The sequence below is a fragment of the Enterobacter sp. T2 genome (assembly GCF_010692925.1).
GTDB lineage: Bacteria > Pseudomonadota > Gammaproteobacteria > Enterobacterales > Enterobacteriaceae > Enterobacter > Enterobacter kobei.
The window spans coordinates 791,424-814,457 of the sequence record NZ_CP048736.1 but is presented as its reverse complement, the minus strand read 5'-3'; the positions used below and the strand labels follow the sequence as shown (position 1 = coordinate 814,457).

Here is a 23,034-nt window from a genome sequence, read left to right as displayed (position 1 = left end):
TAACACCAGATGAAATTTTCAATTGCAGGAGTAATGCCGGTTTAATTTATTAAGCACAGCCCGTCACATTTCGCCATGTAACTTTCGATACAGACCATTCCATACAGACGGAATGATTTCTGAAAACATAACTTTACGCTCATAGATGCTTTATTCATCGATATCCATGATTAAGGGGCAGACATATTCTGCAACCACCAAAATATCGAGGAATGAATTATGCCAGATGCAAATGTTGATGCCGGATTTATAGGTTCAGTTATTAGTTCATTGCCGCTAGACAGTATGATTTCTGCGCCACTACAGGCAATGATTAAAGCCCAAACCCAGGCAGCAAAGAGTTATACCGATTTCTTATTAAGTGTCTGTATTAAGGACGGCAAGGCCGTTTCGGTACAGTTTGATTATGAGGAAACGCTCGTCGATGAGAAAGGCGTGACGACCGGTACGCAGACCAAAGTCATGCGTATTCCTCTGCTCGCGGCAGTCGTGCATCCCATCATCTGTATCGAAGAAGGGACTATCGACTTCGAGCTTGAGATCCACCAGAGCGCAGCCAGCAACGAAAGCAGCAGCCAGGAAGGCTCCCTGGAGGGCAAAATCGGCTGGGGTCCATTCTCCGTCAGCGTGAAGGGGAGTGTTAGCCATAAGTCAGAACAGACCCGCTCGACCGATACCCGAGCCAAATACTCCATCCACACCTCTGTAAAACGTCAGCCGATGCCGGAGGCGCTCAGCCGCGTGGTCGATTATCTGACAAATGCTGCCACCAAACCGGCACAACGCGCAGAAGATCAGCCTGCCACACTGCCTGCCACCAACAGTTCAGGTCTGATTACCCCAGCACCGGCCCCTGCCCCGGTCGCGCCGCCTCAAGGGGGTAATGGTTAACCCACACCACACATTCAAACGCATTTAATACCCCTGGCAGGTGCCCGGCTTACGGACACCTGCCTGAAGGAGAAAAAGCATGCCTGATTCACGTCGATTCTGGTTCAGCCGTAAATCGCCCGACGCTGTAACGCCTGAAACCAGTCCCGAAACCCCGGCGGATAAACCGACAACGCTGTCATCAGAAGATCCACCGGACATAACGCCGTCCCATGCTCCCACAGGGGAAAGTGGCAACACCGGAGGCAATGACGGGGGAAATAACGGCGGTGCCGGTGGAGGCGATAACGGTACGCCGCCGCCTCCTGCCGGCAACAAGGGCAACCACGCTATGGGCTTAGATACCCTGGTACAAGGGCTCCAGCACGCGGCTTTCAGTGCCAACCAGTATATGACCCATCAGTACATCGCCGTGCTCTCCCAGTTGTTTGAGCAGGCTCCGGACGGTAGCTACAAACCCGACTACGCCGAGCTTCAGCTGGATGATGAGCATCGTTTGAACGTGCCGCTTGTCACGCTTGCACCACCGCGCAATCTCTCGATGGAGAGAATGAAGATGCGCCTGACCGTTCGCGGTGATGCTACCGAATCCATAAGCACGCTAACGGGACAGGGAGAGCGTGGCCACTTCCTCGTCACCATGGCGCCCCAGCCCCATGAAGGTAAAACGGACACCCAAAACATTGATATTGAAATTGATTTTGTCGCTCAGGAGCCGCCAGAAGCGGTGCTGCGCCTGCTTGATGAATTCATCCACCGTATGACTCCCGTCCCCGTAAAGGAGAAAAACCATGAGTGATGCTTTGAAAACAACGGGCAATGGCGGCATTGCCCTTATCAAACAGTATGAAGGCCTGCGTTTAACCACCTACAAAGATGCCGTCGGCATTCCAACCATCGGTTATGGCCATGTCGAAAACCCGATCCCACCAGGCGGCACGCGAACCATCACCGCTGAAGCCGCGGAGCAGATCCTTCGTGAGGACTTGCAGCGTTTTGAGCATGACGTCAACAACATGCTGACGGTGGAAGTCACCCAGAACCAGTTCGATGCCCTGGTGAGCTTCGCCTTTAACCTGGGGCCAGCCAATCTGAAGAGTTCAACCCTGTTGCGCAAAGTGAACAGCGGAGACTTCAACGGCGCAGCTGAGGAATTTCCGAAATGGAACCATGCCGGTGGCCAGGTTCTGGCGGGCCTGACTGCACGTCGGAACGCTGAAAAAAACCTGTTTTTATCCTGATCAATCACGAGGTGTAACATGACAATTCGAATTCTTTCCTGGTGTGCTGACTCCTTTACGCATGAGGCAGACGACCTGCGAGGGGCGGATGAAGATCTGCTGGCACACGCCAAAGAGCGGATGGCGTTCCGTCTGAATCAGGTCAGTGCTCAGCTCAAAACGGTACTGGAAACCGACACCGGCAGCTGGGACCATACCTTTGTCACGCTTCCAGAATTCTTCTGGAATACCCGCTGGAGTAATGTGCGCAGTGAAGATGACATCATGAAGCTCGGTGACTTCTACATGAGCAATGTTAGCGACTACGTTAACAGACTGATTGATGCCTTCCCTGCCCGTTCCGGGGATCCCTCCTCTGCCATCACCTTTCTGGCGGGAACCTGCGCCATCCTGTATCGCGACGATGACGAGAGTGAGAAGACGCCCTGCCACGACACCGTTTTTCACGCCGTGAACTGGCTGCTGTGCGGGCAAAATACCCGTACCGATAAGTCCCTGACGATGTGGCCGAAACGCTACGTTTCCACGATTGATTTCTTTCCTCAGGCAAACGGTCACGCGATCCCGGGGCATATTTCTGCCCAATTGCCGGATGGTCAGATCATTCATATCGGCGACAGCAGCGAAGTGTCGGCAGAATCATTGCATGGGATCGTTGTCACCGATTACTTCACCAATACTTATGCGGGCGATAAGCCGTTCAGCATTGATATCTGTCTGGATTACTTCACGCAGGGGAATGTTCGCCCGGCGGGCTGGGAGCAACGGATAGCGGAGCTGCAGAGCAAAAACAGCGACATTGATTTTCTGATCGCCTGCGGAATGCCGGTCAGCGATCCGCCGCAAAACCCGGGTGGGGTGAAATTCCTTGTACGTAACGACGGTATGCCAGTCGCCTCCCAATGCCAGGCGTGGTCATTCAGCGCCGGGAGGGCAACGCCAGTTGCAGCGACCAACCCTACCGCTAATTTTGTGAGATTTTTACTGTAGCGTAAAACCCGCAGATTCCCTCCGGTACTCTCCGGAGGGAATTTCCGTTACTTCTGTTTCATAAACGCCCGGTACGCAGCTACCACCTGCAAAAAGTCCTCGACGCCGCACAGCGACAGGCTCTCTTCATCGTAGTAGCTCATCCCCTCTTCCATCTCATCACCCGAAAACTCCAGCTGGTTGGCGCGCACCATCACCTCTTCGCCATCCATCCACAGCGTGTATTCATGTCCGGCACGTTGCCAGGAGCGTTCACTGCCTTTTAACGTCTTCGCCGCCTGTTCAACTTCATCCAGCAGCGCGAGATCCTCTTTCACCTCTTCGTTAAACCAGTGGCCAACGGCTTCGTGCCCCATCGACATACGCACTTTCACCACTCCGGTGATGTCGCGCAGAAATTCGTAATCCATAGTATTTTCCTCTGCAAAGCCATTAGGGTAATTATCGCAGCAGAGAGGAAGAAAAAAAGCGGGAGAGGCGGGAGGAATGAAAATAAAAAGTGAGAGCAAGACCCAGCGGCCTGATGCCCTCACCCCGTCCCTCTCCCACGGGAGAGGGTGCAAACACTAAAAACCGTCTCGTAGAGACGGTTTTGCCGTTTATACTGCCGTCTGGAAGATAACCCCGTCAGCCTTCTCGGTGTACTGAGAGAGCTGGTCGAAGTTCAGATAGCGATAGGTGTCCACCGCCGTCTTATCTACCTGAGCCACAAAGGTCTGGTACTCTTCCGGCGTTGGCAGCTTGCCAATCAGCGCCGCAACCGCAGCCAGCTCCGCAGAAGCCAGGTAAACATTCGCACCGGTACCTAAACGGTTCGGGAAGTTACGGGTAGAGGTGGAGACCACCGTCGCACCGTCCGCCACGCGCGCCTGGTTACCCATACACAGGGAACAACCTGGGATTTCGATACGCGCACCACTCTTACCAAACACGCTGTAGTAACCTTCTTCCGTCAGCTGTGCGGCATCCATACGGGTTGGCGGTGCCACCCACAGGCGGGTCGGCAGCTGGCCTTTATGGGTATCCAGCAGCTTACCGGCAGCACGGAAGTGACCGATGTTGGTCATGCAGGAGCCGATGAACACTTCGTCGATCTTATCGCCCTGCACATCAGAGAGCAGACGCGCATCGTCAGGATCGTTCGGTGCACACAGGATTGGCTCTTTGATATCCGCCAGATCGATGTCGATCACTGCCGCATACTCTGCGTCAGCGTCCGCTTCCAGCAGCTGCGGATCCGCCAGCCATTTCTCCATGCCCTGGATACGACGCTCCAGCGTACGACGATCGCCGTAGCCTTCTGCAATCATCCACTTCAGCAGCACGATGTTGGAGGTCAGATACTCAATAATCGGCTCTTTGTTCAGCTTGATGGTACAGCCCGCCGCAGAACGCTCAGCGGAGGCATCGGTCAGCTCGAACGCCTGCTCCACTTTCAGATCCGGCAGACCTTCGATTTCCAGAATGCGGCCAGAGAAGATGTTTTTCTTCCCTTTCTTCTCAACGGTCAGCAGGCCCTGTTTAATCGCATACAGCGGGATCGCGTGAACCAGGTCGCGCAGGGTGATACCCGGTTGCATTTTACCTTTGAAGCGCACCAGCACTGATTCCGGCATATCCAGCGGCATCACGCCGGTCGCAGCCGCAAATGCCACCAGACCGGAGCCCGCCGGGAAGGAGATACCGATAGGGAAACGGGTGTGGGAGTCACCACCGGTACCCACGGTATCCGGCAGCAGCATGCGGTTCAGCCAGGAGTGGATAACACCGTCACCCGGACGCAGGGAGACACCGCCACGGTTCATGATGAAGTCTGGCAGCGTGTGGTGCGTGGTCACGTCAACCGGCTTCGGATACGCCGCTGTGTGACAGAAGGACTGCATCACCAGATCAGAAGAGAAGCCCAGGCACGCCAGGTCTTTCAGTTCGTCACGGGTCATTGGGCCGGTGGTGTCCTGAGACCCCACGGAAGTCATTTTCGGCTCGCAGTATGCGCCAGGGCGAATACCCGCAACGCCGCACGCGCGACCCACCATTTTCTGCGCCAGCGAATAACCACGGTTGCTTTCCGCAACATCTTTCGCGTGACGGAACACGTCTGAGTGCGGCAGGCCCAGCGCTTCACGCGCTTTGGTGGTCAGGCCACGACCGATGATCAGCGGGATACGGCCACCGGCACGCACTTCGTCGATCAGCACGTCGGTTTTCAGCTCGAAGCTTGCCAGCAGTTCGTTAGTGTCGTGGTTACGCACTTCGCCTTTATACGGGTAGACGTCAATCACGTCGCCCATGTTCAGGTTACTGACATCCACTTCAATTGGCAGCGCACCTGCATCTTCCATGGTGTTAAAGAAGATAGGGGCAATTTTGCCGCCGAGGCACAGGCCGCCGCCGCGCTTGTTAGGCACGTGCGGAATGTCGTCACCCATGAACCACAGTACGGAGTTGGTTGCGGACTTACGGGAAGAACCGGTACCCACAACATCACCCACATAGGCCAGCGGGAAACCTTTCTCCTGAAGCGCTTCGATCTGTTTGATCGGGCCGACGCTACCCGGCTGATCCGGCTCAATGCCTTCACGGGCGTTCTTCAGCATCGCCAGGGCGTGAAGAGGGATATCAGGACGAGACCACGCATCCGGCGCCGGAGAGAGGTCATCGGTGTTGGTTTCACCGGTCACTTTGAAGACGGTCACGGTAATTTTTTCTGCCAGGGCCGGACGGTTGAGGAACCATTCGGCGTCCGCCCAGGACTGCATCACCTGCTTCGCATAGACATTGCCCGCTTTGGCTTTTTCTTCGACATCGTAGAAGTTATCGAACATCAGCAGCGTTGAAGAGAGCGCTTTCGCGGCAATCGGTGCCAGCGTGTCGTTATCCAGCGCGTCAATCAGCGGATGAATGTTGTAACCACCCTGCATAGTGCCGAGCAGTTCAATGGCTTTTTCAGGAGTAACCAGTGGGGAGGTGGCTTCGCCTTTGGCGATAGCAGCAAGGAATCCGGCTTTTACGTAGGCAGCTTCATCTACGCCAGGCGGTACGCGGTTGATCAGCAGATCTAACAGGAATTCTTCTTCGCCCTTAGGCGGGTTCTTCAGCAGCTCGACGAGCGCGGCCATTTGGGTTGCATCTAACGGTTTGGGTACAATTCCCTCGGCGGCACGTTCTGCTACGTGCTTACGGTATTCTTCTAGCACGACGGTTCTCCTCGCTCTCATTGTCATATGCGGCGGGCGTTCTCTTCACGCTCCTGTGAGACAGCAGTTTGTAGGGTAAATGCCCGATACCGCGTCGGGCAGCATAGCAGGATTTCTGCACAGTGTTAATCTGTTTACAAAAAAGCAACATTAAAATATTTGCTGAATCGTTAAGCATGGTGTAGCGGGGAAACGAGACGAAATAAAGCGCCCCCCTCCTGTTACTCCCGGTCGATCACAGGAAAGGGTTTCTAAATCCCCGGCGGTTTTTTCCGCATCACATATAATTGCGTAATAAATATTCACACTCTTTGTCCGGACAAATTCGACGCTTCCCAAGAAAAGTCAAAACCGTAAAAGACGGGTGAATAATACTCACGCCAACCGTAACACCTCACGGCACAGCGCTTGTCTCGTTGGAGTCACTATATGAAGTTGCCCTTTAAGCCACATCTGCTCGTCCTTCTGTGCAGTACCGGGCTGTTTGCCGCCTCTGGCGTGATGTTTGTCAAAAGCCGTGCATCAGAGCCTGTCGCTCCCGCGCCTGTCGCCCAACAACAGGTGGCAACACCTGCGGCCCAACCCGCCCCCGTTGTCGCACCAGCTTACACGGCCGCGCAAATCGATCAGTGGGTCGCCCCGATTGCGCTCTACCCGGACGCGCTGCTGTCTCAAATTTTAATGGCATCGACCTATCCGGCCAACGTTATCCAGGCCGCGCAGTGGTCAAAAGATAACCCCAACATGCAGGGCGATGCCGCGATTCAGGCGGTGGCGAGCCAGCCGTGGGATCCCAGCGTGAAATCGCTGGTGGCATTTCCTCAGTTAATGTCGCTGATGGGCGGAAATCCGCCGTGGGTACAAAACCTCGGCGATGCGTTTCTCGCGCAGCCGAAGGACGTGATGGATTCCGTTCAGCGCCTGCGCGCGCTGGCGCAGAAGACCGGCGCTTTACAATCCACGCCTCAGCAGACGGTCACCACCGTGACAAAACCGGCGGCAGCGAAAACCAGCACCACTGAGACAACGACAGCCACGACTTCCGCGCCCGCCCCAACGGTAATCAAAATTGAATCTGCCGATCCGCAGGTTGTTTATGTCCCTACCTATAACCCCAATACGGTTTACGGTACCTGGCCAAACACCGCGTATCCGCCAACCTATCTCCCGCCCTCGCCTGGCGAGCAATTTACCGACAGCCTGGTGAAAGGCTTAGGCTTTAGCCTGGGCGTGGCGACAACCTACGCCATTTTCAGCAATATCGACTGGGATGACGATGATGACTGGGATCATCACCATCATGACGATGACTGGGATCACGGCGGCTATAATCGCAACGGTGATAACAACATCAATATTAACGTTCAGAACTTTAATAAAATCAGTGGTCAGCGTCTGACGGACGCCAGCCGCACCTGGCAGCACAACCCGGCCTATCGGGAAGGTGTGCCCTACCCGACAAACCAGCTCAACAAGCGCTTCCACTCCACCAACACGGCTACGGGGCTCAGCGCAACACAGCAAAAACCGGTTAGCCGCGATAGCCAGCGTCAGGCCGCCCTCAGCCAGATGGAGAAATCGACAGGCAAAACCTTCCCACAGACAGCGCACCCGGGGATTAAAGATGCACAGCGGCAGGCCTCAAGCGAACAGCTGAAGCAGATTTCTCAGCGCAGTAACTACCGTGGCTATGACACCAAACCTCAGACGGCGAAGCGGACAACCACACAGCAGCGCGAAAACCGCCAGACCGCAACGCAGCGACAGGAGAAACGAATCTCACAACCTGCGCAGCAACACGCGCTACAGCAGCGAACCAGTCAGCCCCGGGCGAATGCGCTGAGCGGTAACGACAGTCGCTCCGCCAACTGGCAAGCCCAGCAGCAGCGTGGTTCTCAAAGCAGACAACTGGCTGCCCGTCATCAGCCGCCGCGTCAGGCATCTGCCGGACGTGTTGAACACCGTGAATTCCGTCATCGTTAAGGGAGCAAACATGAAAAATAAACTTCTCTGTGGAATGGTGGTGTTCATGATGTCGGCGGCCGCGATGGCGCAGCAATCTTTCAGCACGCCAGAACAGGCAACAGATGCGCTGGCCAGCGCCATCAGCGAGCAAAACGAAAGTGCGATGAGCAATCTGCTCGGCGAAAACTGGCGCGACTTTCTGCCGCCTGAAGGGGTAGATCCTGATGCCGTTGCTCGCTTCCTGCGCGACTGGAAAGTCCGGCACAACACGGTTGTCGAGGGTAACACAGCACATCTTGCTGTCGGAGACAGCGGCTGGCAGCTTCCCATCCCGGTGGTTAAAACCGCTTCCGGCTGGCAATTTGACATGAAAGAAGGGGCCGAGGAGATCCTGACCCGCGAGATTGGGCGTAACGAGCTTGCCGCCATTGAAGCCTTACATGCCTATGTGGATGCCCAGCAGAACTATTTTGCGCTGAACCAGAAATACGCGCAGAAAATTGTCAGCGCGGACGGGAAAAAGGATGGTTTGTACTGGCCCGTCTCGCCAGGCGAAACGCCAAGCCCACTTGGTCCGGCGTTCAGTCCGAAAGAGCCTGGGGCGGGATACCACGGCTATCGCTTCCGCATCCTGCCGGATAATAACGGTTTCGCGATGGTGGCCTGGCCGGTCAGCTATGGTCAAACCGGCGTGATGAGCTTCGTGATAAACCAGAACGACAAGGTTTACCAGTCCGATCTCGGTCGCGATTCTGAGCAGAAAGCCCGGGCGATGACCGCGTATAACCCGGATAAAACCTGGCAGCCCGTCGAACCCTGAGTAATGTCAACGGACCACGTTTTGTAGGCCGGGTAAGGCGAAGCCGCCACCCGGCTATTTTACTTACAGAATATTTGCCACTGATTTCGCCAACTGCGCTTCCAGAACTGGTTTCGCTTCTTCGAATTTCAAATTGACCTTGTTAGCATTCGATACCACACGGGTCTGATACTTCGCGCGATCGCCCTGCTCGCTGCTGGTTTGAAGCTTCACGCCGGACGTACCCTGACGCAGCGCCGCAATGTTATCGGTGGTGACTTTCGCTTTGCTACGCTCAGAGATCTGCAGGTCGGTAACCATGGTGTAGTTCACATCTTCTACCATCGCATCTGCCGCCATGCCAATTAGCCCAGCAGCCAGACCCACGCCCAGCGCGGCGCCAGAGGAGTTGCTGTTGTAGGCGGTAATACCGGCACCCAGAGCGGCCCCCACGGCGGCGCCTTCATAGCCGGTTTTCAGGTAGCCCTGAGACTCGCGCAGGTCCATTTTGTCTGCTTTAAGGACGTTAGCCTGCACCCAGTAGTATGCGCTGTCAGGTGAGGACGTTACCTTATACCCTTTAGCGCTCAGATCGTTTGCCAGCAGCGTCTGGAGGTTGCTCATGTCTTTATCGGAGGTGTTTTTAACCTGGATGTAGACCGTTTTTTCACTGGAAGGCTCAAGCCAGATGGTCTCACTCATCTGGGTTTTCACTTCCAGGTTGCGTTTTTTCACGGCTGTCGTCATCGCGCCACATCCGGTCAGCGTCATGACTGACGCCAGTAAGCCAATTCCCACAACTTTCTTAAAAGACATGCGTTTTCCTTTTTTCGTGTAATTAAAAGTCCAGAACCCCTGAACAGCGCAGCCAGTAGCCACACAACGGTGAAAAAAGTATCGGCAGATGAAGAGGAATTTTTAGCGGAAATATCAACGAGATGACTACCAATTTGGGTAGTTTCAGGGCAAAAAAAACGCCTCCGGAGAGGCGTTTAGCAATCAAAAGAAACTTATTTCTTCTTCGCTTTCGCGTTTGGCAGGTCGGTGATGCTACCTTCAAACACTTCTGCCGCCAGGCCCACGGACTCGTGCAGAGTCGGGTGAGCGTGGATGGTCAGCGCGATGTCTTCCGCGTCACAACCCATTTCGATCGCCAGACCGATTTCACCCAGCAGCTCGCCGCCGTTGGTCCCGACAATCGCACCACCGATCACGCGGTGAGTCTCTTTGTCGAAGATCAGTTTGGTCATACCGTCTGCGCAGTCGGAAGCGATAGCACGGCCAGAAGCAGCCCACGGGAAGGTGGCGGTTTCGTAGCTGATACCTTTCTCTTTCGCTTCTTTCTCAGTCAGACCCACCCATGCCACTTCTGGCTCGGTGTACGCGATAGATGGGATCACTTTCGGATCGAAGTAGTGTTTCATGCCGGCGATAACTTCAGCGGCAACGTGACCTTCGTGAACACCTTTGTGCGCCAGCATTGGCTGACCGACGATATCGCCGATAGCAAAGATGTGCGGCACGTTAGTGCGCAGCTGTTTGTCAACGCGGATAAAGCCACGGTCGTCCACTTCCACGCCAGCTTTGCCCGCGTCGAGGTTTTTACCGTTCGGCACACGGCCGATAGCCACCAGCACGGCGTCGTAACGCTGTGGTTCGGATGGGGCTTTTTTGCCTTCCATGGAAACGTAAATACCGTCTTCTTTGGCTTCAACGGCAGTTACTTTGGTTTCCAGCATCAGGTTGAATTTCTTGCTGATACGTTTGGTGAAGACTTTAACGATGTCTTTGTCTGCAGCCGGGATAACCTGGTCGAACATTTCAACCACGTCAATGTCTGAACCCAGCGCATGGTACACGGTACCCATTTCCAGACCGATGATACCGCCGCCCATAACCAGCAGGCGCTTAGGAACAGTTTTCAGCTCCAGTGCATCGGTGGAATCCCACACGCGCGGATCTTCATGTGGAATGAATGGCAGTTCGATTGGGCGAGAACCTGCCGCGATGATCGCGTTGTCGAAGTTGATCACGGTTTTGCCGTTTTCGCCTTCCACTTCCAGGGTGTTCGCACCGGTGAATTTACCCAGACCGTTTACCACTTTCACTTTACGGCCTTTGGCCATACCCGCCAGACCGCCGGTCAGCTGAGTGATAACTTTCTCTTTCCAGGTACGAATTTTGTCGATATCGGTTTTCGGCTCGCCGAAGACGATACCGTGTTCAGCCAGCGCTTTGGCTTCTTCGATCACTTTCGCGACGTGCAGCAGCGCTTTAGAAGGGATACAGCCGACGTTCAGACAAACACCACCGAGGGTGCTGTAACGTTCTACGATGACGGTTTCCAGACCTAAATCCGCGGCGCGGAATGCTGCGGAATAACCTGCCGGGCCTGCCCCAAGTACTACGACCTGAGTTTTGATTTCTGTGCTCATCATGACCTCTTAATTTATACCCGTCGTCCACCGGGTCGTTCTATCCGCCCGCATTTTACAAAATTGTTAACAATTTTGAAACAACAAACGGCTCATGAATTTTTGCTTACGCCAGTAACCTCAAAAACAGCATGAGATTACCAGAAAAAAGCCGGCCGACTGGCCGGCTTTTCGATTACATCACCAGGCGGCGAATGTCGCTCAGCATGTTGTTGATGATGGTGATGAAACGCGCACCATCAGCACCGTCGATCACGCGGTGGTCGAAGGACAGAGAGATTGGCATCATCAGACGCGGCACAAACTCTTTACCATTCCACACCGGCTCCATCGCGGACTTGGACACACCGAGGATAGCCACTTCCGGCGCGTTCACAATCGGCGCGAAGTGGGTAGTGCCCAGGCCACCGATGCTGGAGATAGTGAAGCAGCCGCCCTGCATTTCGCCGGCAGTCAGCTTACCATCACGCGCTTTTTTGGAGATGGTGGTCAGTTCACGGGACAGCTCAGTGATGCTCTTCTTGTTCACGTCCTTGAAGACCGGAACAACCAGACCATTTGGCGTATCAACCGCAACACCGATGTTGATGTATTTCTTCAGCGTCAGCTTCTGGCCGTCTTCAGACAGGGAGCTGTTGAAGCGTGGCATCTGCTCAAGTGCAGCGGCAACGGCTTTCATGATGAAGACCACTGGGGTGAATTTCACGTCCAGTTTACGCTTCTCAGCTTCGGCGTTCTGCTGTTTACGGAACGCTTCCAGATCGGTGATATCGGTTTTGTCGAAGTGCGTAACGTGCGGGATCATCACCCAGTTACGGCTCAGGTTAGCACCAGAGATTTTCTGGATACGGCCCAGTTCCACTTCTTCGATTTCGCCGAACTTGCTGAAGTCCACTTTCGGCCATGGCAGCATGCCCGGGATACCGCCGCCAGCGGCTGCAGCAGGTGCAGCTTCGGCACGTTTCACCGCGTCTTTCACGTAGGTCTGAACGTCTTCGCGCAGGATACGACCCTTACGGCCAGTCCCTTTCACTTTCGCCAGGTTCACACCGAACTCGCGCGCCAGGCGACGAATCAGCGGGGTGGCGTGGACATACGCGTCGTTTTCAGCGAATTCAGATTTTTCAGCTTTCGCAGCAGGGGCAGCAGCAGGTTTAGCAGCCTGAGCCGGTGCAGCAGCCGGTGCTGGAGCAGCAGCGGCAGCCGGAGCGGCGGCAGGCGCAGCGCCTTCCACTTCGAAGACCATGATCAGAGAGCCGGTAGACACTTTGTCGCCAGTGCTGATTTTGATCTCTTTAACGGTACCCGCGAACGGCGCAGGAACTTCCATGGAAGCTTTATCGCCTTCAACGGTGATCAGTGACTGTTCAGCGGCAACTTTGTCGCCCACTTTCACCATCACTTCCGTCACTTCAACTTCGTCACCGCCGATGTCCGGTACGTTAACGTCTTTTGCGCCGCCAGCAGCAGCCGGTGCAGCGGCCGGAGCCGGAGCAGCAGCCTGAGCAGGCGCGGAAGCAGGTGCAGCACCCGCCACTTCGAAGACCATGATCAGAGAGCCGGTAGACACTTTGTCACCGGTGTTGATCTTGATCTCTTTAACGGTACCCGCGAACGGCGCAGGGACTTCCATAGAGGCTTTGTCACCTTCTACGGTGATCAGTGATTGCTCAGCCGCAACGGTGTCGCCCACTTTCACCAGGATTTCGGTGACTTCAACTTCGTCACCGCCGATGTCAGGCACGTTCACTTCTTTTGCTGCGGCGGCAGCTGCTGGAGCAGCAGCCGGAGCGGCTTCTTTCTTCTCTTCCTGCGCAGGTGCAGCAGCTGCTGCACCGTCGGCGGAATCGAAAATCATGATCAGTTTGCCGGTCTCGGTTTTATCGCCAACAGAGACTTTAATCTCTTTAACGATGCCAGCCTGAGGAGACGGGACTTCCATAGAGGCTTTATCGCCTTCTACGGTGATCAGCGACTGTTCAGCTTCAACTTTGTCGCCCACTTTGACCAGGATCTCGGTGATTTCAACTTCATCAGCCCCGATGTCCGGTACATTGATTTCGATAGCCATTATTCTTTTACCTCTTACGCCAGACGCGGGTTAACTTTATCTGCATCGATGTTGAATTTGGTAATTGCGTCCGCAACCACTTTCTTATCGATTTCGCCACGTTTAGCCAGTTCGCCCAGTGCTGCTACAACCACGTAAGAAGCATCAACTTCGAAGTGGTGACGCAGGTTTTCGCGGCTGTCTGAACGACCGAAGCCGTCAGTACCCAGTACGCGATAATCATCAGCTGGAACGTAAGTACGAACCTGCTCAGCGAACAGTTTCATATAGTCAGTAGACGCCACCGCTGGCGCGTCGTTCATCACCTGAGCGATGTACGGAACGCGTGGAGTTTCCATTGGGTGCAGCATGTTCCAGCGCTCACAATCCTGGCCATCACGAGCCAGTTCAGTGAAGGAGGTCACGCTGTACACGTCGGAACCGACACCGTAGTCCTTCGCCAGGATCTGTGCGGCTTCACGCACGTGACGCAGGATAGAGCCGGAGCCCAGCAGCTGAACTTTACCTTTGCTACCTTCAACAGTTTCGAGTTTGTAGATACCTTTACGGATACCTTCCTCGGCACCTGCTGGCATTGCCGGCATGTGGTAGTTTTCGTTCAGGGTGGTGATGTAGTAGTAAATGTTCTCTTGCGCTTCACCGTACATGCGCTGCAGACCGTCATGCATGATGACTGCCACTTCGTACGCGTAAGACGGGTCGTAAGAGATACAGTTAGGGATAGTCAGAGACTGAATGTGGCTGTGACCATCTTCGTGCTGCAGACCTTCACCGTTCAGGGTCGTACGACCAGAAGTACCACCGATCAGGAAGCCGCGAGCCTGCTGGTCGCCTGCCTGCCAGCACAGGTCACCGATACGCTGGAACCCGAACATGGAGTAGTAAATGTAGAACGGGATCATCGGCAGGTTGTTGGTGCTGTAAGAGGTCGCAGCAGCCAGCCAGGATGCGCCTGCGCCCAGCTCGTTGATACCTTCCTGCAGGATCTGACCTTTCTCGTCTTCTTTATAGTAAGCAACCTGCTCACGGTCCTGCGGGGTGTACTGCTGGCCGTTCGGGCTGTAGATACCGATCTGACGGAACAGACCTTCCATACCGAAAGTACGCGCTTCGTCGGCGATGATTGGCACCAGACGATCTTTGATCGACTTGTTCTTCAGCATCACGTTCAGGGCACGAACGAAAGCGATAGTGGTAGAGATCTCTTTGTTCTGTTCTTCGAGCAGCTGAGAGAAGTCTTCCAGCGCTGGCAGTTCCAGCTTCTCGGTGAAGTTAGGCTGACGAGCTGGCAGGTAGCCTTTCAGCGCCTGACGACGTTCGTGCAGGTACTTGTGCTCTTCAGAACCTTCCGGGAAGGTGATGTAAGACAGGTTTTCTACCTGCTCATCGGTCACTGGAACGTTGAAACGGTCGCGGATATAACGCACGCCGTCCATGTTCATTTTCTTAACCTGGTGAGCGATGTTTTTACCTTCTGCGGTATCACCCATGCCGTAACCTTTGATGGTATGGGCCAGGATAACAGTCGCTTTACCTTTGGTCTCACGCGCTTTTTTCAGTGCCGCGTAGATTTTCTTCGGATCGTGACCACCACGGTTCAGCGCCCAGATCTGCTCATCAGTCCAGTCTGCAACCAGTGCGGCGGTTTCAGGATATTTACCGAAGAAGTGCTCACGCACGTAGGCACCGTCTTTGGATTTGAAGGTCTGGTAGTCACCGTCAACGGTTTCGTTCATCAGTTGGATCAGTTTACCGCTGGTGTCTTTACGCAGCAGTTCGTCCCAACGGGAACCCCACATGACTTTGATTACGTTCCAGCCAGCACCCGCGAAGATGCCTTCCAGTTCGTTGATGATCTTGCCGTTACCGGTTACCGGACCATCCAGACGCTGCAGGTTACAGTTGATGATGAAGCACAGGTTGTCCAGCTTCTCACGGGTTGCGATGGTGATCGCACCTTTAGATTCTGGTTCATCCATTTCGCCGTCGCCCAGGAAGGCGTAAACGGTCTGCTCAGAGGTGTCTTTCAGACCACGGTGTTCCAGATATTTCAGGAATTTAGCCTGATAGATCGCACCGATTGGACCCAGACCCATGGATACAGTCGGGAACTGCCAGAATTCAGGCATCAGTTTAGGGTGCGGGTAAGAAGACAGACCTTTACCGTGAACTTCCTGACGGAAGTTGTTCATCTGCTCTTCAGTCAGACGACCTTCCAGGAATGCACGTGCATAGATGCCCGGAGAGATGTGGCCCTGGAAGTACACCAGATCGCCGCCGTCTTTCTCGTTCGCTGCACGGAAGAAGTGGTTAAAGCACACTTCGTAAACGGTCGCAGAAGACTGGAAGGACGCCATGTGGCCACCCAGCTCCAGATCTTTCTTGGACGCGCGCAGAACAGTCATGATGGCGTTCCAGCGGATAGCTGAACGGATACGACGTTCCAGATCCAGATTGCCCGGGTATTCCGGTTCGTCTTCAACGGCAATCGTGTTTACGTAGTTGCTAGCCCCTGCACCTGAAGCAACCTTCACGCCGCCTTTGCGGGCTTCAGAAAGCAGCTGATCAATCAGATACTGAGCGCGCTCAACACCTTCTTCACGGATGACCGATTCGATCGCCTGTAGCCAGTCGCGAGTTTCGATCGGATCCACGTCATTTTGGAGACGTTCTGACATGGGGGTATTCCTTATCTATCTAATACGTTGATTTGTCTGGAACCTGTCCCATTGTGCTCTTCGGCAAGAACACAATAAGACAGGTTCTGCGTTTAGTTGCCGCGCTCTAAAAGTACCTGGCGCTTAATCCTTTCGTTGCTGTATGCGGCGTAATGAACGTTCGCGACGCGATTGTTCACGGCTGCGGTCCAGCAAGATTTCCTCAATGAAAGCCAGGTGACGGTGCGACGCTTCGCGCGCCTGCTCCGGTTCCCCGGCCATTATCGCCTCGAATATTCGGGTGCGATGGTTGCTTACCAGTGGGAGCATCTCCCGACGGGCATACAACAATTCAAAATTCTGACGAACGTTCTGGGCCAGCATCGGCTCCATGCAGCGTAGCAGATGGAGGAGCACCACATTGTGTGCCGCTTCGGTGACGGCGATTTGATACTGGACGACGGCGCTGGACTCGGCGTCTAAATCGCCGGACTGCTGTGCCCGTTCAATGGCCTGATGCAGCTCGCGGATACGCACGCGATCTTCATCAGTGCTGCGAAGGGCGGCGTAATAGGCCGCAATACCTTCCAGCGCGTGACGGGTCTCAAGCAGGTCAAACTGGGATTCTGGGTGGTCAGAGAGAAGTTCTACCAGCGGATCGCTGAAGCTCTGCCACAGGCTGTTTTGCACAAAGGTTCCGCCGCCCTGGCGACGAAGCAGCAAGCCCTTTGCTTCGAGGCGTTGAATCGCCTCACGCAGAGAGGGACGTGAAACGTCGAACTGTTTTGCCAGTTCGCGTTCTGGCGGAAGTTTCTCACCCGGGCGCAGAGTCCCTTCGAGGATTAAAAACTCCAGCTGCTGCTCAATCACATCAGATAGTTTTGGTTGGCGAATTTTGCTGTAGGCCATATTCCCTGTCTTACGCCTTTTTGCCCGGAGTCAATTGGTCTTACCAATTTATATTTCGTATCGCTAAAGTAACAAAGTATTCACCTTCTGTCCATATTGGTTTTGATTGAAATCAGTAAACCCTGCACATTTTAACAACCTTACAGAAATAACGTTTCAGAAATGTAACTTTGCACAAATGAGTTGATTACTCCCAAAGTGGGAGTTTTAACCATAATGAAACGAGGGTTTTTGCAATCTGAAGCGATTCAACAAGGCAAATTATGAAAATTCGCCCACTTAAGGCGCATTTCTATTCTATAGGTTGGGGTAAGAAGCGAGAGCGGAGTGATTTACAAATGCTTTCTTTTTATTCAACTCGTCATCAGCCCTTCATAAAGCAGGTGCATTCACAGGCACTTACCACTATTCTGGCGCTTACGGAAGTCATCTCCGCTTTTTTCGGTTCGTTTAACCGTAAAGAAATAAATACAGAATATGGATTTTCATAATTACACACGCACAGCGTGACATAACAACCACACACGAGGTTTCAAATGGAAGCTCAACAGCACGGCGATCAGCTAAAGCGCGGGCTAAAAAACCGCCATATTCAGCTCATCGCACTGGGCGGTGCTATTGGTACCGGCCTGTTTCTGGGCAGCGCATCCGTTATCCAGTCTGCCGGTCCGGGCATTATTTTGGGTTACGCGATTGCGGGTTTCATTGCTTTTCTGATCATGCGCCAGTTAGGTGAAATGGTTGTCGAGGAGCCGGTCGCTGGCTCCTTTAGCCACTTTGCCTATAAGTACTGGGGCAGCTTTGCCGGTTTCGCCTCCGGCTGGAACTACTGGGTACTGTACGTTCTGGTTGCCATGGCCGAGCTGACTGCCGTCGGGAAGTATATTCAGTTCTGGTATCCCGACATCCCAACCTGGGCTTCCGCTGCAGCCTTCTTCGTCATTATCAACGCCATTAACCTCACCAACGTAAAAGTGTTCGGTGAGATGGAGTTCTGGTTTGCCATCATCAAAGTGATCGCCGTCGTGGCGATGATTATCTTTGGCGGCTGGCTGCTGTTCAGCGGCAACGGTGGCCCACAGGCAACCGTGCGTAACCTCTGGGAACAGGGCGGCTTCCTGCCTCACGGCATGACCGGTCTGGTGATGATGATGGCCATCATTATGTTCTCTTTCGGCGGTCTGGAACTGGTGGGTATCACCGCCGCAGAAGCCGACAACCCTGAGCAGAGCATCCCGAAAGCGACGAATCAGGTTATCTACCGAATTCTGATCTTCTATGTGGGCTCGCTGGCGGTCCTGCTCTCCCTGCTGCCATGGACGCGCGTCACTGCCGACACCAGTCCGTTCGTGCTGATTTTCCACGAACTGGGTGATACCGTCGTGGCGAACGCGCTCAATGTCGTGGTGCTGACCGCGGCGCTTTCCGTGTACAACAGCTGCGTATACTGCAACAGCCGTATGCTGTTCGGCCTGGCCCAGCAGGGCAATGCGCCGAAGATGCTGCTCAACGTTGATAAACGCGGCGTGCCGGTCAACACCATCATTGTTTCAGCCATCGTGACGGCGCTGTGCGTACTGATTAACTACATGGCGCCGGAATCCGCATTTGGCCTGCTAATGGCGCTGGTGGTCTCTGCACTGGTCATCAACTGGGCGATGATCAGCCTGGCGCACATCAAGTTCCGCCGCGCGAAACAGCAGCAGGGCGTGACGACGCGCTTCCCTGCCCTGCTCTATCCGCTGGGTAACTGGATCTGCCTGCTGTTTATGGCGGCCGTGCTGGTGATCATGCTGATCACGCCGGGTATGGCAATCTCCGTCTACCTGATCCCGGTCTGGATTGCCGTGCTGGGCGTTGGCTATCTCTTCAGCCAGAAAAGCCGCAAGGCCATGAAGGCCCACTAAGCCTCCTCCGCGGTACCTGCTTTTGCGGGTACCGCGCGTTGTTACCTCCCTCACACTTTCATCCCTACAGCGTTTTTATCCATATCACCGCCCTGATACTGCAACGCATATATTCGTTTGCCAGCAAATAATTCTCTCCATACCGAAACCCGGAGAGCAGTCTATGGATAACGCTAAACTGTCAGTAAAAGAAAAGATCGGCTATGGGATGGGCGATGCAGGTTGCAACATCATCTTTGGCGCCATCATGCTGTTTGTTAACTATTTTTATACCGACATATTTGGCCTCGCGCCTGCGCTGGTGGGGGTCTTACTGCTGTCGGTCCGTGTGATTGACGCCGTCACCGACCCTATCATGGGGGCAATTGCCGACCGCACCCGCAGTAAATATGGCCGTTTTCGTCCATGGCTGCTGTGGATTGCCTTCCCCTACGCGCTGTTCAGTATTCTGATGTTCACCACACCGGAGTGGAGCTATAACAGCAAAGTTATCTATGCGTTTGTCACCTACTTCCTGCTCTCATTAACCTATACGGCCATCAACATCCCTTACTGCTCGTTAGGAGGGGTGATCACCAACGATCCGAAAGAGCGTGTGGCCTGCCAGTCCTACCGCTTCGTGCTGGTCGGCATCGCCACGTTGCTGCTGTCATTGACGCTGCTGCCGATGGCCGACTGGTTTGGCGGGGATAACAAAGCCAAAGGCTACCAGATGGCAATGACCGTACTGGCGCTGATTGGCACCTGCATGTTCCTGTTCTGCTTCGCCACCGTGCGCGAGCGCGTGCGCCCGGCGGTGCAGACCCACGACGAGCTGAAAAACGACCTGAAAGACGTGTGGAAAAACGACCAGTGGGTGCGCATTCTGCTCCTGACGCTCTGCAACGTCTGTCCGGGCTTTATCCGCATGGCGGCTACCATGTATTACGTCACCTGGGTGATGGGCCAGAGCACCCACTTCGCCACCGTGTTTATCAGCCTGGGTGTTATCGGCATGATGCTTGGCAGCGTGCTGGCAAAAGTGCTGACCGACCGCTGGTGTAAACTGAAGGTCTTCTTCTGGACCAATATCGTGCTGGCGATATTTTCCTGCGCCTTCTATTTCTTCGACCCGAAAGCCACCGTCACCATCGTGGTGCTCTACGTTCTGCTGAACATCCTGCACCAGATCCCGTCTCCGCTGCACTGGTCGCTGATGGCTGACGTGGATGACTACGGCGAGTGGAAAACCGGGAAACGCATCACCGGGATCAGCTTCTCCGGCAACATTTTCTTCCTGAAGCTGGGTCTGGCGATTGCCGGGGCAATGGTCGGTTTTCTGCTCTCCTGGTACGGTTACGACGCAGGCGCAAAAGCGCAAAGCGCGGAGGCCATTAACGGTATCGTACTGCTGTTTACCGTTATTCCTGGCGTTGGATACTTAATTACCGCGGGCGTTGTACGCCTGCTGAAAGTGGACCGCGAAACCATGAAGATGATCCAGTCCGATCTGGAAAAGCGCCGCGCCAACTACCGCGAGCTGAACGCTTATCAGGAACTCAAAGCCGCAGAGACAAAATAAGGAAAGTTGCATGCAAACCTGGCCAAACCCGTTTATTGAACAACGCGCCGACCCGTACATTTTACATCATGAGGGGGAATACTATTTTATTGCCTCCGTGCCGGAGTACGACAGGCTGGCTATCCGCCGTGCTGACTCGCTGGAGGGCTTGCGCAGCGCCGAAGAGATAGTGGTCTGGCGCAAACCCGACACCGGTCCAATGAGCCAGTTGATTTGGGCCCCAGAACTGCATCACATCGACGGGAAGTGGTACATCTATTTTGCCGCGACGCACACCCAGGCGCTTGATAGCCTCGGCATGTTCCAGCACCGAATGTTTGCGCTGGAGTGTACCGACAGCGATCCGCTCGCCGGTACGTGGGTCGAGAAGGGGCAAATAAAAACGCCATTCGACACTTTCGCCCTCGATGCCACCACCTTTGTCCATCAGGGGAAACGCTGGTATCTGTGGGCGCAAAAAGCGCCGGATATCGCCGGAAACTCCAACCTTTATCTGTGTGAAATGGAAAATCCGTGGACGCTGAAAGGCGAGCCGGTGATGCTCAGTAAACCTGAATATGACTGGGAATGCCGCGGATTTCTGGTTAACGAAGGTCCGGCGGTGCTGGTTCACGGTGACAAGCTGTTTATCAGCTACTCCGCTAGCGCCACCGATGAGAACTACTGCATGGGGTTATTGTGGATAGACCTGAATGCCGATCCGCAACAGCCGGCGAACTGGCACAAATCTGCGCGTCCGGTGTTCGTTACCAGCTACGAAAATCGTCAGTACGGCCCGGGTCACAACAGCTTTACGCAAACGCCGGAAGGGGAAGATGTGCTGGTGTATCACGCGCGGAATTACACCGAAATTGAGGGCGACCCGCTGTACGATCCGAATCGCCATACCCGACTGAAGCGTGTTTGTTGGGACGAAAGCGGGATGCCTGATTTCGGCATCCCGCCTGCGGATACGCTATAGCGTTTGCGGCGCGCTGGCTTACACCAGCGTGCCGTAAATGGTCAGCAGCGCCACCACCACCACCACCACAAACGACGTTTTCTTTGCCATTGAAACCGCTGCTTTTGGCGTTTCAATCTTGTCGGTATGCGGCTCTCGCGCCAGGGAAAACTGCGCCAGACGGGTTAACACCTGATACTGCGAGGTGTGTCGGTCGCCCAGAGACGCAAACCACGCTGGCAATGCTTTTTCACCATGGCCAATGAGCGCATACACCACACCCACCAGACGCACCGGCAGCCAGTCGAGCACATGCAGGATGGCATCAATGCCGGAGAGCAAACGTTCATGCGGTGTCAGATAACGGGCAAGCCAGGTCTGCCAGGCACGCAGGAACGCGTACCCCATCAGCAAGACGGGTCCCACCGGGCCGCCCACCACAAACCAGAACAGCGGCGCGAGGTAGTAACGGAAGTTAATCCACAGCAGCGCATTTTGCAGCTCGCGCAGGAACTCGCGCTCGTCGCAATCCGGCGGCACGCCGTGGATCATCGTCAGTTCGCTCGCCATGGCACCGCGCGCGTGGGCATCATCGCGGGAGGCCGCTTTAAGATAAGCGTGGTAGTGCAAACGCACCTTGCCCGCACCAATGCACAGCACGCCAAGCAGGATCCACACCACCAGCAGCGGCACATTGAAAAAGAGTCCGTACAGCGCGCGCAGCAGCAGGAAGGTAATCACCATCACACCCGCCATCATCAGCAGCGTGCGCAGCATGGAAAAGTGCCTGATGCGGCGGAATAACACCTCCAGCCGGTGATCCAGATGCCAGTGCTCACCGAGCTTGAACAGACGTTCAGCGATGATAACCAGCAGCATGGTAAACAACGTCATGGTATCTCCTTATTCTGACGACGCGGTGAGCATGGCGCGAAAGCGGGGCCAGTCAAATGCCGGGCCAGGATCGGTTTTTCTCGCCGGAGCGATATCACTGTGTCCGGTAATGTTGTCGGCGATTGCCGGGTAGAGTCCGATAAGCGTACGGGTCACAGCCGCTAACTTTTGATACTGTGAGTCGGTGTAGGGCGTAGTATCCGTGCCTTCCAGTTCGATCCCAATGGAGAAATCGTTGCACCGTTCGCGCCCGTGATACATCGACACCCCGGCATGCCAGGCGCGCTTATCAAAAGGAACATACTGAACCACCTCACCATCACGACGAATCAGACAGTGAGCCGACACGCGCAAATGCGCAATCTCAGCGAAGAAAGGATGGGCATTGGGATCTATCGTTCCCGTGAATAACGCATCGATCCACGGGCCGCCAAATTCACCCGGCGGGAGACTAATATTATGAACCACCAGCAGTGTGGGCTTTTCATCCTCCGGGCGGCAATCGTGGTGCGGCGAGGGTACACGCCGCGCATCCACCAGCCATCCGTTTTCTAACAACATGCTGGAACTCCTTCTG

At 54.7% G+C, this 23,034-nt stretch carries 19 protein-coding genes; 10 read left to right on the top strand and 9 right to left on the bottom strand.

The features are described 5' to 3' along the window. Positions 1–219: 219 nt before the first annotated feature. From G0034_RS03835 to G0034_RS03820, 4 genes are all read left to right on the top strand, one after another. Positions 220–891 carry a DUF2589 domain-containing protein gene (locus G0034_RS03835; RefSeq protein ID WP_023332101.1) on the top strand — a complete coding sequence of 224 codons (672 nt, stop codon included), beginning with the start codon at positions 220–222 and terminating at the stop codon, positions 889–891. A gap of 79 nt (positions 892–970) precedes the next feature. Further along, entirely contained in the window at positions 971–1,690 is a 720-nt protein-coding gene (locus G0034_RS03830) for a DUF2589 domain-containing protein (RefSeq protein WP_045134585.1), read from the top strand. Further along, on the top strand, positions 1,683–2,132 hold the full coding sequence (locus G0034_RS03825) for a lysozyme (protein ID WP_048995960.1): 450 nt from the start codon (positions 1,683–1,685) through the stop codon (positions 2,130–2,132). Before G0034_RS03830 ends, G0034_RS03825 begins: the two co-directional genes overlap by 8 nt. An 18-nt stretch (positions 2,133–2,150) precedes the next feature. Beyond that, positions 2,151–3,122: a hypothetical protein gene (locus tag G0034_RS03820; RefSeq protein WP_121527450.1), complete on the top strand. Its 972-nt coding sequence runs from the start codon at positions 2,151–2,153 to the stop codon at positions 3,120–3,122. Between the two features lie 47 nt (positions 3,123–3,169). On the opposite strand, the gene yacL is transcribed toward G0034_RS03820, so the two are convergent. Further along, the gene (yacL, locus tag G0034_RS03815; protein WP_121527449.1) at positions 3,170–3,532 is read right to left on the bottom strand and encodes a protein YacL; all 363 of its coding nucleotides are present in this window, start codon (positions 3,530–3,532) and stop codon (positions 3,170–3,172) included. A 189-nt stretch (positions 3,533–3,721) separates the two neighbouring features. Further along, on the bottom strand, positions 3,722–6,319 hold the full coding sequence (gene acnB / locus G0034_RS03810) for a bifunctional aconitate hydratase 2/2-methylisocitrate dehydratase (protein ID WP_023332097.1): 2,598 nt from the start codon (positions 6,317–6,319) through the stop codon (positions 3,722–3,724). A gap of 429 nt (positions 6,320–6,748) precedes the next feature. Here acnB and G0034_RS03805 point away from each other — a divergent pair, with 429 nt between their 5' ends. Together G0034_RS03805 and G0034_RS03800 are read left to right on the top strand one after the other, a co-directional pair. Beyond that, on the top strand, positions 6,749–8,302 hold the full coding sequence (locus G0034_RS03805) for a DUF3300 domain-containing protein (protein WP_045269076.1): 1,554 nt from the start codon (positions 6,749–6,751) through the stop codon (positions 8,300–8,302). A 10-nt stretch (positions 8,303–8,312) separates the two neighbouring features. Continuing rightward, positions 8,313–9,104, top strand: coding sequence for a DUF2950 family protein (locus tag G0034_RS03800; RefSeq protein WP_045269077.1), 792 nt, complete (start codon positions 8,313–8,315; stop codon positions 9,102–9,104). 63 nt (positions 9,105–9,167) lie between these two features. On the opposite strand, the gene traT is transcribed toward G0034_RS03800, so the two are convergent. From traT to pdhR, 5 genes are all read right to left on the bottom strand, one after another. Further along, positions 9,168–9,899, bottom strand: a complete 732-nt coding sequence (gene traT, locus G0034_RS03795) for a conjugal transfer complement resistance protein TraT (protein WP_047026716.1) — start codon at positions 9,897–9,899, stop codon at positions 9,168–9,170. A gap of 194 nt (positions 9,900–10,093) precedes the next feature. Further along, positions 10,094–11,518, bottom strand: coding sequence for a dihydrolipoyl dehydrogenase (gene lpdA / locus G0034_RS03790; RefSeq protein ID WP_023332094.1), 1,425 nt, complete (start codon positions 11,516–11,518; stop codon positions 10,094–10,096). 175 nt (positions 11,519–11,693) lie between these two features. Further along, positions 11,694–13,589, bottom strand: a complete 1,896-nt coding sequence (gene aceF / locus G0034_RS03785) for a pyruvate dehydrogenase complex dihydrolipoyllysine-residue acetyltransferase (RefSeq protein ID WP_014882567.1) — start codon at positions 13,587–13,589, stop codon at positions 11,694–11,696. A gap of 14 nt (positions 13,590–13,603) precedes the next feature. Then, the gene (gene aceE / locus G0034_RS03780; protein WP_014882566.1) at positions 13,604–16,267 is read right to left on the bottom strand and encodes a pyruvate dehydrogenase (acetyl-transferring), homodimeric type; all 2,664 of its coding nucleotides are present in this window, start codon (positions 16,265–16,267) and stop codon (positions 13,604–13,606) included. A gap of 123 nt (positions 16,268–16,390) precedes the next feature. Beyond that, the gene (gene pdhR, locus G0034_RS03775) at positions 16,391–17,155 is read right to left on the bottom strand and encodes a pyruvate dehydrogenase complex transcriptional repressor PdhR (RefSeq protein ID WP_014882565.1); all 765 of its coding nucleotides are present in this window, start codon (positions 17,153–17,155) and stop codon (positions 16,391–16,393) included. 263 nt (positions 17,156–17,418) lie between these two features. Here pdhR and G0034_RS03770 point away from each other — a divergent pair, with 263 nt between their 5' ends. From G0034_RS03770 to G0034_RS03755, 4 genes are all read left to right on the top strand, one after another. Then, a complete protein-coding gene (locus tag G0034_RS03770; protein WP_078309342.1) occupies positions 17,419–17,646 on the top strand; it encodes a hypothetical protein in 228 nt (75 codons plus the stop codon). Positions 17,647–17,691: 45 nt separating this feature from the next. Continuing rightward, on the top strand, positions 17,692–19,062 hold the full coding sequence (gene aroP / locus G0034_RS03765; RefSeq protein WP_047625524.1) for an aromatic amino acid transporter AroP: 1,371 nt from the start codon (positions 17,692–17,694) through the stop codon (positions 19,060–19,062). A 163-nt stretch (positions 19,063–19,225) separates the two neighbouring features. Then, positions 19,226–20,623, top strand: coding sequence for a glycoside-pentoside-hexuronide (GPH):cation symporter (locus G0034_RS03760; protein WP_014882563.1), 1,398 nt, complete (start codon positions 19,226–19,228; stop codon positions 20,621–20,623). Positions 20,624–20,633: 10 nt separating this feature from the next. Beyond that, on the top strand, positions 20,634–21,584 hold the full coding sequence (locus G0034_RS03755) for a glycoside hydrolase family 43 protein (protein WP_179120526.1): 951 nt from the start codon (positions 20,634–20,636) through the stop codon (positions 21,582–21,584). A gap of 18 nt (positions 21,585–21,602) precedes the next feature. Here the strand turns inward: G0034_RS03755 and ampE are convergent, their stop codons facing one another. Continuing rightward, positions 21,603–22,457 carry a beta-lactamase regulator AmpE gene (ampE, locus tag G0034_RS03750; RefSeq protein ID WP_023332090.1) on the bottom strand — a complete coding sequence of 285 codons (855 nt, stop codon included), beginning with the start codon at positions 22,455–22,457 and terminating at the stop codon, positions 21,603–21,605. Positions 22,458–22,466: 9 nt separating this feature from the next. Beyond that, positions 22,467–23,018, bottom strand: a complete 552-nt coding sequence (ampD, locus tag G0034_RS03745; RefSeq protein WP_014882560.1) for a 1,6-anhydro-N-acetylmuramyl-L-alanine amidase AmpD — start codon at positions 23,016–23,018, stop codon at positions 22,467–22,469. Between the last annotated feature and the right edge of the window lie 16 nt (positions 23,019–23,034).

Coding starts and splice junctions, on each gene's coding strand:
- aceF (WP_014882567.1), bottom strand. CDS start 13,589: ATGGCTATCGAAATCAATGTACCGGACATCGGGGCTGATGAAGTTGAA.
- G0034_RS03805 (WP_045269076.1), top strand. CDS start 6,749: ATGAAGTTGCCCTTTAAGCCACATCTGCTCGTCCTTCTGTGCAGTACC.
- lpdA (WP_023332094.1), bottom strand. CDS start 11,518: ATGAGCACAGAAATCAAAACTCAGGTCGTAGTACTTGGGGCAGGCCCG.
- G0034_RS03835 (WP_023332101.1), top strand. CDS start 220: ATGCCAGATGCAAATGTTGATGCCGGATTTATAGGTTCAGTTATTAGT.
- G0034_RS03820 (WP_121527450.1), top strand. CDS start 2,151: ATGACAATTCGAATTCTTTCCTGGTGTGCTGACTCCTTTACGCATGAG.
- aroP (WP_047625524.1), top strand. CDS start 17,692: ATGGAAGCTCAACAGCACGGCGATCAGCTAAAGCGCGGGCTAAAAAAC.
- ampE (WP_023332090.1), bottom strand. CDS start 22,457: ATGACGTTGTTTACCATGCTGCTGGTTATCATCGCTGAACGTCTGTTC.
- yacL (WP_121527449.1), bottom strand. CDS start 3,532: ATGGATTACGAATTTCTGCGCGACATCACCGGAGTGGTGAAAGTGCGT.
- pdhR (WP_014882565.1), bottom strand. CDS start 17,155: ATGGCCTACAGCAAAATTCGCCAACCAAAACTATCTGATGTGATTGAG.
- G0034_RS03760 (WP_014882563.1), top strand. CDS start 19,226: ATGGATAACGCTAAACTGTCAGTAAAAGAAAAGATCGGCTATGGGATG.
- aceE (WP_014882566.1), bottom strand. CDS start 16,267: ATGTCAGAACGTCTCCAAAATGACGTGGATCCGATCGAAACTCGCGAC.
- G0034_RS03825 (WP_048995960.1), top strand. CDS start 1,683: ATGAGTGATGCTTTGAAAACAACGGGCAATGGCGGCATTGCCCTTATC.
- traT (WP_047026716.1), bottom strand. CDS start 9,899: ATGTCTTTTAAGAAAGTTGTGGGAATTGGCTTACTGGCGTCAGTCATG.
- G0034_RS03755 (WP_179120526.1), top strand. CDS start 20,634: ATGCAAACCTGGCCAAACCCGTTTATTGAACAACGCGCCGACCCGTAC.
- G0034_RS03830 (WP_045134585.1), top strand. CDS start 971: ATGCCTGATTCACGTCGATTCTGGTTCAGCCGTAAATCGCCCGACGCT.
- G0034_RS03770 (WP_078309342.1), top strand. CDS start 17,419: ATGAAAATTCGCCCACTTAAGGCGCATTTCTATTCTATAGGTTGGGGT.
- G0034_RS03800 (WP_045269077.1), top strand. CDS start 8,313: ATGAAAAATAAACTTCTCTGTGGAATGGTGGTGTTCATGATGTCGGCG.
- ampD (WP_014882560.1), bottom strand. CDS start 23,018: ATGTTGTTAGAAAACGGATGGCTGGTGGATGCGCGGCGTGTACCCTCG.